7 protein-coding genes and 1 tRNA gene are annotated in these 8846 nt (G+C 36.9%); 1 reads left to right on the forward strand and 7 read right to left on the reverse strand.

Going from position 1 to position 8846, the window contains the following annotated elements; translation table 11 throughout:
• Nucleotide 1: 1 nt before the first annotated feature.
• The 4 genes from EO116_RS06170 to EO116_RS06185 form a co-directional block, all read right to left on the reverse strand.
• The gene (locus EO116_RS06170; protein WP_127161094.1) at nt 2-628 is read right to left on the reverse strand and encodes a hypothetical protein; all 627 of its coding nucleotides are present in this window, start codon (nt 626-628) and stop codon (nt 2-4) included.
• Nucleotides 625-2040, reverse strand: coding sequence for a DUF2157 domain-containing protein (locus tag EO116_RS06175; protein WP_164726089.1), 1416 nt, complete (start codon nt 2038-2040; stop codon nt 625-627). Before EO116_RS06175 ends, EO116_RS06170 begins: the two co-directional genes overlap by 4 nt.
• A 52-nt stretch (nt 2041-2092) precedes the next feature.
• Nucleotides 2093-2539 (reverse strand): universal stress protein, encoded by a 447-nt coding sequence (locus EO116_RS06180; RefSeq protein WP_127161096.1) that lies wholly within the window; start codon nt 2537-2539, stop codon nt 2093-2095.
• 755 nt (nt 2540-3294) lie between these two features.
• Nucleotides 3295-4503 carry an MFS transporter gene (locus EO116_RS06185; RefSeq protein ID WP_127161097.1) on the reverse strand — a complete coding sequence of 403 codons (1209 nt, stop codon included), beginning with the start codon at nt 4501-4503 and terminating at the stop codon, nt 3295-3297.
• A 286-nt stretch (nt 4504-4789) separates the two neighbouring features.
• Between EO116_RS06185 and EO116_RS06190 the strand changes: the two genes are divergently transcribed.
• Nucleotides 4790-4878: transfer RNA gene (locus tag EO116_RS06190), tRNA-Ser, on the forward strand.
• A 38-nt stretch (nt 4879-4916) separates the two neighbouring features.
• Here EO116_RS06190 and EO116_RS06195 read toward each other — a convergent pair.
• The 3 genes from EO116_RS06195 to EO116_RS06205 form a co-directional block, all read right to left on the reverse strand.
• Nucleotides 4917-5483, reverse strand: a complete 567-nt coding sequence (locus tag EO116_RS06195; protein WP_127161098.1) for a restriction endonuclease subunit S — start codon at nt 5481-5483, stop codon at nt 4917-4919.
• Between the two features lie 101 nt (nt 5484-5584).
• Nucleotides 5585-6562, reverse strand: a complete 978-nt coding sequence (gene xerA / locus EO116_RS06200) for a site-specific tyrosine recombinase/integron integrase (RefSeq protein WP_127161099.1) — start codon at nt 6560-6562, stop codon at nt 5585-5587.
• A 56-nt stretch (nt 6563-6618) separates the two neighbouring features.
• Nucleotides 6619-8766 carry a restriction endonuclease subunit S gene (locus tag EO116_RS06205; protein ID WP_370447271.1) on the reverse strand — a complete coding sequence of 716 codons (2148 nt, stop codon included), beginning with the start codon at nt 8764-8766 and terminating at the stop codon, nt 6619-6621.
• Nucleotides 8767-8846 lie beyond the last annotated feature (80 nt).

Raw genomic sequence — 8846 nt, forward strand, 5'->3', positions numbered from 1 at the left:
TCTAGTTAGAGTTCGGTATTACTATTATATCATCTTTTTCCTGTTCTGTATCACCAATTTTTTCCAAAAGAACTCGAGAATCTTTTTCTTGATCTACGACGCTCTCTGGTGTGGCTAATTCTAAGGGTACACCTTTGGCATACACACCAGTAACTACCCCATATCCATCATGTAATTTCATAGTACCAATCAAAGTACCACGATAATTCGTATAGAATTTTTTATCCACTTTACTAAGGTCTACTTTGACACGATTGAAAGGGATCGCAAACTCCACTACACCATGGTCAAATCGTTTTACATTAGCACGAATGTACTCTTGATCCTTCGGGGTTTCATCTGTGGCTGATACCACTTGTAACACACCGGACTGTTTAGGTGTGACAATAACATATACCTCATGACCTACTTCTGGGGTCTCTTTACCTTCCCAATTGGCATAGGATCCAAGAAATTCCACTTCTAAATAGTCCGAAGGCACCCAACCGATGTGACGGTTTACTTTCACAGGCCATTGGTATTCAGCCCCACCTTGTAGTAAGGTCGTATATCGTTGTTGAATGTAGAATTGACTTAGCAAGGCAACGATAGCAGCAAGAGCAAAGAAAATCCATTTTTGATATTTCATCGTTCTTCCTCCTTTACCGTTGCTGTAGGTTCTACACCTTTTGTTTCCTCTGATACAGCTTGTTCCTCTATAGTCGCCACATCAACTACTTGTCGACGAGCTTGTCGAACACGTTGATTCATCGTAGCACGTTGTTTTCCTTTACGCCATAAATAAATAGCATTAATACCAAGTACAATGATGCCCAGTACTAAGAACGACACGCCTCGTTCGATGAACGTAAAACTAGGATCAAAGAAGCGTGCTCCAAACATAGCAATCAAGGTTAATATGCTGCTATTGAGAAAACTCACCTTTTTCACCAAGGTACCACGAATGAAAGTCACTAACGCAGCCACAAAGATATACGCATTAAATAGGATGGATGTCAAAATAGGAGTCGACCCAGAGACAGTAACCACATAACATCCAAAGATTACAAAAGGAATTAAGCCGATAGCACTTTCAATCCGCTTTGCCAACACTAAGCGACGCAATACGAGGAAAGCTATACCAAGGCTTAACAACATGCAACACCATAACCACCATGCCATGGTGCTTTCACCAATGCGAACCCACGTGCTAAGGTATGTCCCTTCCACAATGGTGTACAATAAAGCAATGGCCCCTACCCCCTTACACGGTAATGCTAAGAGGGTTATTTTCTTTTCCAATGTGCCTAATCCATACGTGACAGCACCCAGTACACTGATAAAAAATAGATTCATTTGCGGCTCATAGGTGGATAAAGTGAAAAATACTTCTCCAAAAATCGCACCTACAAATGCCCATGATACGGATACTAATAAAGGATCTTTCACCTGTTTATAGTTACCAAAACGACGAATGTAGTATGGAACTGCTACTAGTAAAAGGCCTCCTACGGCAGCTGGCCCTACCCATGCATTTAAAGGATGATTAGAAAAGCTCCATCCCAAGACACCAATGAGGTACAATATCATACCCAATGCGGAATCAAGGATATAAATGATAGGCAAAGAACAACACAGGATAATGAGCACATATAGACCCATGTGCTCCCCTGTATAATAGGTATCTGCCACTAATAAGGTAGACGTCGTTAATATCCCCATATAGATAACGGTAATTGCTTCCGCAATCATGCTAGCTGGCTTGGCTTTCCATACACCGCCCCCTACAATGGTGATTGCTAGCAGTAGGATGACTAATGCCCAATCAAAGCGTCCATTGGGGGAAAATCCATACCAATACCCAGCAAAGAGCAAAATAATTCCTAGTAAAATGAGCGCAGCGCCCCCTAACACGGTGATCAGTCGCGTCCAAGATGGCCCCGCTTTAGGAATAAATCCATACTTGGCTTGTAGCTGACGGCTTTGTTCCTCTGAAATGAGACCTTCCTCGCGCCACTGCTCAAGTTCTTCATGTAACCAACGTATATGTTTTATACTCATATATATCTCCATAGAAAAAGGCTTTGCTCAGAGAACAAAGCCTTGTATCCTATTATTTAACAATTAATACTGGACATGTGGAATGACTAGTTACATAACTACTTACACTACCCATAAACAACCCTTTCAAAGGGCCTAATCCACGGCTCCCCATAACAATTAAGTCTGCATCATACTTTTTAGCTACTGCTAATACTGCAGGTCCAGGAGAACCTACTTCAAAGACGCATTTTACTTTCATATCTGCTGGTACATCTTCTGCTACTTCGCTTAAGATTTTTTTACCAGTTTCTTCCATATCTTCTGCAATTTGTTCAGATACATAACCACCACTGATTGGAGTTTGGTCAAAGTTAGAAATTGCGGATACAATATTCGCTACATGCACCAAAATCAATTCCGCATCATTACGTTTTACAATTGCCAATGCATGTTCTAATGCTCTTTTACCATTTTCCGATCCATCTGCAGGAACAATTATTTTTTTATATTCCACCATAGTAAGACCTCCTCCGAATTGTTACTGTGCTACTATGTAACTTGTCTATATCACTAGAATTCGACATAGACTTGAAAATTCCTTTTCTTTACTCTTATTGTCTCACAAAATTCCAATCTTCGCAAATGAAACTTGCGTCACGATGATATCTTATGGTGTTCTTTGGCAACATTAACGCACACTGAAAGCACAGCATAGGTTCTAAATCGAAGAGCAGGGCACAAAGTTATTCCCTTCATTTCTGCCTTGCTTAGCAAAGGGAAGACCGTGGCACACCTCTCCACAAACTGATACTCCGTTAGGTTTGCTCCGAGGCATGCCACGTTCTTCTAGGATTAGCATAATTCGGGTAAATGCAAACGCCACTGTATGTGGGATATACCGTGCTCTTTCGGCTTAGTCTAATCTTGGTAAACAAAATCGCTTATAAACATACGCCACCTTCAATATATATGCCACGCATTTCTTACTGTATCCTAAAGTAGCAAAAGAACACCTACAAGAGTATATCCTACCACTGCGTTTCTACGGAGGGGTATACTATGTTTACTTTAGAATATGCTGCATTCTTCTTGTAATATATCTCCTTAGAACTCAAGAGCTGCAATTAGCATTATCTCAAAATCTTTTAAAATACATTTTCTTTCATGTACATAAGATACGTAAAATTTTTATTCTATACTTAATTCTATAATATGCACTTTTATATTATGTTCCTCAAAGTTATAAGGAATAACTCATAAAAGCGTATATTCTTATTTTAGTCGAATTAATGACAGTAAAATCGCTCCGATGATTGGGGAAATGGACAATGCCATTAAGGCTGTTTGGTAATTACCAGTAGCTGTCAATACTGTGGACAAAATGATAGGTGCTGTGAGTGCACCAATTTGGTTAAATAGATTTACGAATCCTGCTGTGGTACCTCTTAGTTCTGGTGGTGCTGCCTGGATAATGATAGCATTGGTTAATGGGCTATACATAAACGCGCCCATACCTAATAGGGGGGCTGTAATGTATAACATATCTGGATTGCTTGTATTGGCAAAAATTAGCAAGGCTGGCGAGAATAAAAACATAACGATGGCTGCCAAATAGTTTCGTGGTAAAGAAATTCTATCTGAAATGAATCCGATAGTCGGTTTGGCAATCACTGCCGCAATACCATAAATACTCATAATAGCACCTGCAAAGATAGGTGTCACATGTAATTGTTTCACCAAATATAAGTTAGCCCAGGTGGTAACGCCCCAGGTGGTACCTGTTGCGAAAAATCCCATCACTGCTAACAATAAAATGTTCCGATTCGTTCCCACAAACTTCAAACTCTGTGCTAACGACATAGACGATTGCTCTGTTCCCTGTATTTCTACAGTGTGGTTCTTTCTGAAAGCTTGCACTTCTTTCACCGTGAACAACGCTAAAAAGAATACTAGTAATGGCAATAAAGCAGTAATCAAAAATGCCATTTGCCATCCGTAGTGGACAGCCACAAATGGTGCATATCCGTTGACCACGGTAATCCCAAAGGATGTACAACTCATAAAAATACCTACTGCGGTACCACGTTGTTCTGCACTGAAATGCTCTCCAATGGCTTTCAAACAAGCAGATTGCACAGGGCCTGATACAATACCTAATAAGAAACGCAATACTAAGCCATATTCATAACTTTGGACAGTACTCATAAGCCCCGTTACAATGGCCATAGCCACTAAACTTCCTAGAATGGATTTACGATAGCCAAATCGATCTGCTAATAATCCACCTGGCAATACGGTCAATGCATAACCAAAGTAAAACGCCGTCAAATAGGACGTTCCTTGCTGTGCTGTAAAATGCAATGCTTCATTTACAATTGGCATCAGCGATGACCATGACAAGCGCATGACAAAACTTAATAAAAACGTTAACCACAAAGTCAGCAGTATACCTGTTTGTGTAAGAGTAAACCCTTTTTTCATGTAATACCTCCTATGGAATACTACAAACCTATTTATACAATATAATCTGCATAAAATTATAACATATATCACCTAGTTTCACACCAGTATTCTTTCACTCTACTTTGACTGATTTCATAGCATAATTCTATCATGACCATACAATAGTTCAGACTGATCTCATAGCAGCTTATCCTCCAGAATACTTGAACAAAAGCACCTCTAACATAAGCACCACAAGTATGCATCATATTCTGATTGACAAAAGGTCTAGTTCAATGATAGACTATAACTAGTTTTTATATTTGGAGAGGTGTCCGAGTGGTTTAAGGAGCTGGTCTTGAAAACCAGTGACTCCGCAAGGGGCCGTGGGTTCGAATCCCACCCTCTCCGCCACAGCAAGCTGTTACCATTATGGTAACAGCTTTTTTATTTCACCAAATCATTACGATATATATTTCACCTTCAAATTTCAATTTGTCGCAAGTCTCTACAAAATTAGCAAATTGATTCTGTAATTCTATATTAGGTAATGGCGTAGCTACAGTTCCTAAGTTACTACGACTAATTCTATCTCTAGAAATACCCGTAATGATTTGTTTCATTTGATTATTCCAATAATCTGTATGTGTCATTTCCAAGAAATAGTACTTATTTAGAATACTTGAATCAAATCTTACAATAGTACAGTCTACAGCGGTTATCATGCGATTAGTGACATCTGGTATTATGCAAGCTCTGCCTACTGGTAATGGTAATCGTGATATTAGTACATCTCCAGTAAATACTTCCTTACAATGTAATCTGTCAAAAGTTTCTGATGATATATATTTTGCTGATTTCAGCTTATCAACATAAAATCCATCACCGATATTTCCGACTTGCAATAATCTAATTCCTTCATTCGATTGATCTTTTGTTTCAATCCAATCACCATCCTCAAAATAAGTGGTAGTAGTTTCAAAAGGAATAACCTTATATTGATATAAATCCCCAAACATTTCGGCAAATTTGGATTTTATCTTAAATATTTATCTATCAATGAATTCCTTTCAGCTATGAGAATAGCAATTCTTTTTTTAGCATCAAATTTGGATTTGAATCAGCCTATATACTTATGATGTGAAGCTTTTACATTATTCTGATTTACCATTGCATATCTAAGTGTTGTGTCAATTTGCGAGTGACCTAATAATACTTGAACTTGCTCTATAGGCATTCCTTTATCAATAGCTTTTGTAGCTAATGTCCGTCTGAATTTGTGGGGATGCACTTTTGTAGACTTTAAATTAGATCCAATTTTATGCAAAATAGTTTCTATGCCTCGTATTGATAGTCTATTATGTGGGTTATTCAAAGATACAAACAGAGCATTAGTTTTATCATGTCTATTGGCAACATACTCATACAAGTGTATTTTTGTTCTTGCATCAAAATATACCTTTCTCTGTTTATTTCCTTTACCCAAAACTACACATTCACGTTTTTCAAAATCAACATCATTTATATTAAGATTAACCAATTCTCCCACACGAATACCGGTGGAAGCAAGAATATCAATAATGGCAAGGTCACGCGAATTAGTACAACTGTCTCTCATTTGTTCTAATTCTTCATCAGAATACACATCTTTAACGGTCTTACCTGTTCTAATCTTATGGATTCTTCTTGCAGGGCTTTTTACAATATAATTCTCATCTTCAAGCCAAGCAAAAAAGCTTGATATGATTCTTCTGATATTATCAAGCGTCACTTTTCCGGCATTGCTTATATTTTCATAATTAGAAATATAGCTTCTAATGTCATTAGTTTCTACTTGCCTTATAGATTTGTTTATTTTCGTGATCATCTTAGATAGAGTAGTTCTGTAATATTTTAGCGTTTTTTCTGAACAGCCTTCTACCTGTTTTGCTGATAGAAATAATTTTAAAAGTTCATCATTAGATTGCTGAGTGTCTCCGCTGTCTTTTGTGAGCAATGCAAAGCTAGCTTCCAAAACTTCATGTAATTTTGCAAGTTGTTCATTATTTAAAATGCCTAACATTCCCTGTTCGATGGTATTTATCAATTTCTTTTTCATAACAAAACCTCCTTAAAGTGTTTTTGAAAAGGAATACAGGTAATATTAGGCATTTTTTATCTAAAGTGTTTGTCTATTAGTTCTTCGCGTGTTCTATTTAGTTCTTTTAATCTTTCTTGCGCTTCAAATTTCAATTTGTCGCAGGATAATGCATAGTCGGTAAATTGATTCTGCTCTTCTATACTAGCAACTGGAATACGTAAGGATAGTATTCCATCTTTTCCAATAGAGTCAAATGAAACTCCTGTTTTTCCTAAAATATCTCCTTCAACACTTCTAATTGAATAGATTAAGAACGTAGGTGTAGCTTTACCATTTATTACTCTTATACTAGCGAGTCCTCTGCCGATGCAACATTGTTTTAATGTAATATTGGTATCTCCAACTGGGGCGCGAACAGACATTAATACATCATTTACCTCGGCAATTTTAATTGGGTTTGTTGTCCACACTCCCGAATCATTTATATATAGACTTCCAAAAGCAATTTTACCTTGATGGAATATCATTCCGTTGCCGTCATTATTATAGCTATTTCCACTTGGTGACTGGCCCATTTCTACAGTAGCAATTCTGGAAAGTGGAGCTAAGTTAGACAATCCAAACATTTCGGCAAATTTGGATTTAACCTTCTCAGATTGTTCTATTATTATGGTTTGCTCATCAGCAATTTTCTTATCAATAGCTTCAATCTCACCAACAATTTTTTGTTGCTCACCTATAGATGGAACTTGAATGATTAAATTTGCGATTCTCTGTGTAGATGCTCTATTGCTACGAGAAAATCTTTCAAATTCTCCTTCTACTTGAAGCGCTAGTGCCATATATTTAGGTAAAATATCATCTGTTTTTATGCGCAAAACACCACAATGGTCTGTTGGATAGAATGGTTTATTAGCTGGCATAATATTTACCATCCAATCCCCATCAATACCCCATAGAATAGAGGGCATAGAAAAGTCAGTTATATTCTGTTTATTAATTCGTCCAAACTCCTCAAATACGTTAGCACTGTAGATAGGGGTACTGCCATTCTCAACTACTTCACCAGAGAGAACTCGATTTCCAATACTTAAGTCAAAGAAGTTTTTATCGGATAATTTATAATTTTTAAGTCCTGGAATATCTTTTAACACTCTTGTCGGAGTGGTTTTTATAGACTTATTAAATGAAGTTCCGGAAAAATCAAGCATATCTTGTAATCTCAAGCGATAATAGTAGGTATCCAATTCTTCAACATCAAATGTATCTTCCTTAGAGAAAGCATTTCTAACCAGACCCGCTATAGAATTATTATCTCCTCGATCAGATGCATTATATAAACATCCGCCTGCCTTTATTATCTGAATTCCTTCCTGTCCTTTTCTATTGCTCCATTTATAGCCTAAGAATTTTTCTTGTTCCTTGTTTTCATCTGGAGCTGAGATAATCAATGTATCTTGTTTGTAAACTAATGAATAATAGAATAATTTTTCTTGTTCAACAGAAAAAGCATATTCATAGAATTTTTGATTAAACCATTGTTTCTGTTCTACTTCGGATAAATTCAAGAATGTTTTCTGCGTACGCTTCTTATTGTAATCGGTTGAATTCACAAATTCATTGTAATGCTGACAGAAGTAATTATCGTCTTTCCAGAACGCATAGTCTTCGTTTTTGGATAAGAATGTATTGTAAGTATCCTTCGTTACACCTATTTTCTTTAGATATTCTCTTAAAATAGATGCATCTTCCCAACCAGTAGTATCTGTTCTGGAAAGTATGGCTTCAACACTATCTAATACCATATCTGTTCGTTTGGGTGGTTCATTGAATTTCTGTAAGAAAAGAATCACTGTGTTTGTACCAGTGGCTCCAAAAGTTTTACTTCCTAATGTTGCGATAGCAATCATATTAAAGTTTTTAAGAAGTGATTCACGGGCAGTAATAAAGCTTTCATTTTCTTTATTTAATATACTACTTGGTAGAACAACTGCAGCAACACCATTTGGTTTTAATAGTTGCGATATTCTTTCCACAAATAATGTTTCAATTTCTGAACCATCATTTGAAATTTTCTCTAAAAGATCGAATTGATTATTGGATAGTTTCAAATGAGGCTTAAACGCTTTTACTGAATAGGGGGGATTGGCAACAAGGATATCAAACGATTTAGGCGTTATCTCTTTGTCTGGATAATTCTCAAGGCCATCACCGAAAATTATATTTCGGCTCTATAATAAATGTTGGGGTGACACCACTACGGTGTCACTTCCAACATTATTTTTTTGCAAAAAAATAAGCA

Source organism: Veillonella sp. VA137 (genome assembly GCF_003992015.1).
GTDB lineage: Bacteria > Bacillota > Negativicutes > Veillonellales > Veillonellaceae > F0422.